3 protein-coding genes are annotated in these 1,564 nt (G+C 75.1%); 1 reads left to right on the top strand and 2 read right to left on the bottom strand.

Annotated features, from left to right (window positions below; translation table 11 throughout):
• Positions 1–3: 3 nt before the first annotated feature.
• Positions 4–828, top strand: a complete 825-nt coding sequence (locus AB0J52_RS39860; protein WP_500188342.1) for a helix-turn-helix domain-containing protein — start codon at positions 4–6, stop codon at positions 826–828.
• 22 nt (positions 829–850) lie between these two features.
• Here AB0J52_RS39860 and AB0J52_RS39865 read toward each other — a convergent pair whose 3' ends face one another.
• Positions 851–1,276: an acyl-CoA thioesterase gene (locus AB0J52_RS39865; RefSeq protein ID WP_500188339.1), complete on the bottom strand. Its 426-nt coding sequence runs from the start codon at positions 1,274–1,276 to the stop codon at positions 851–853.
• A partial coding sequence (locus AB0J52_RS39870) for a hypothetical protein (RefSeq protein WP_500188340.1) occupies positions 1,273–1,564 on the bottom strand: 292 nt, incomplete at its 5' end. The genes AB0J52_RS39870 and AB0J52_RS39865, both read right to left, overlap by 4 nt.

Genomic DNA, 1,564 nt, shown 5'->3' on the forward strand with positions numbered 1-1,564 from the left:
CCGGTGCGCGCCGACGGGCGCTTCCTGCTCGACCCCGACGACGACCTCGACCGGCTGCCGCTCGCCGACACCGTCATCGTGCCGGGATGGGCCGAGGTGGACGCCGATCCCCCGGCCGACCTGGTCGCCGCCGTCCGCGCGGCGCACGAGGCCGGGGCGCGCGTGGCGTCGCTGTGCACGGGCGCGTTCGTGCTGGCCGCGGCGGGCCTGCTGGACGGCCTGCGCGCGACGACGCACTGGGCGCACACCGAGGCGCTGGCCGCGCGCTATCCGGAGGTCGAGGTCGATCCGGACGTCCTGTACGTCGACAACGGCAGCGTCCTCACCTCGGCGGGCAAGGCCGCCGCCCTCGACCTGTGCCTGCACCTGGTCCGCCGCGACCACGGCTCAGCGGTCGCCAACGCGGCGGCGCGCAGGCTCGTCGTGGCGCCGCACCGGCCGGGCGGGCAGGCGCAGTTCGTCGCGGCCCCGGTGCCCGAACGCGGCGACCATCCGCTGAGCGACCTGCTCGGCTGGGTCACCGAGCGGCTCGGCGAACCGCTGACGGTCGAGGACCTCGCGCGCCGCACCAACATGAGCTCGCGCCATCTGGGCCGGCACTTCAGGGCGATGACGGGCACGACGCCGCTCCAGTGGCTGCTGACCCAGCGCATCCGCCGCGCGCAGGAGCTTCTGGAGACTACCGACGACAGTGTGGACGCCATCGCGGCGGCGACCGGCATGGGCACCGCCGCGACGCTCCGGCGGCACTTCAACCGGACGGTCGGCGTGCCGCCGGACGCCTACCGCCGCACCTTCCGCGCCGGCCGGACGTCCCCGGTGGCCTGACCGCGCATGGCTCGTGAGCGGCTCAGGCGTAGGGGCGCAGCGCCAGCAGCAGGTCGTCGGGGATCGCGGCGGGCGTGAGCCCCGACGGCGTGCGGACCATGCAGGCGATGGTCTGCCTGCCCCGCGCCGCCAGCAGCGCCGGGCCGTCGCCGGTGCGGTAGTAGGCGAAGTCCATCGTGACGCGGTTGTCCTCCAGCTCCGACAGCGTCATGCGGACCGAGACGCGGTCGAAGGCGTTCAGCTCGGCCAGGTAGTCGCAGGCGCACGAGACGGTGACCAGCGCGAGGTCGTCGTCCAGGCGCTTGACCACGCCGGGGGCGTGGTCGGCGAGGAACAGCTCGCGGCAGGTGCCCTGCCAGGCGAGGTAGGCGGCGAAGTAGACGTTGCCGACGACGTTGGTGTCGGCGAACGTCACGCGGTGGGCGTACTCGTAGAAGCGTCTCGTCACGTCCCGGTCCCCTTCCTCGCCGCCGCGGCGAGCACCAGCGGCGCGTCCCTGCCGGTGACGGTGAGGACGGCCGAGGCGATCTCATGGGTGCCGGTGCGGAGCGTGAGCCAGCCGTTCTCGTACACGCCGCCCACCACGGGGCGTTCGGCCGCGTCGCCGCCCGCCGCGCGCAGGCATGCCGCGACGGTCCGCAGCCGTTCGAGCGACCGCGCGGGCGGCTCGCCCATGAGCCGGGCCAGCCGGTCCGCCTCGCCCGGCCACGGGTTCGGGTCGTCGTCGGGGGCGGTG

The sequence above is a fragment of the Spirillospora sp. NPDC049652 genome (assembly GCF_040675125.1).
GTDB lineage: Bacteria > Actinomycetota > Actinomycetes > Streptosporangiales > Streptosporangiaceae > Spirillospora.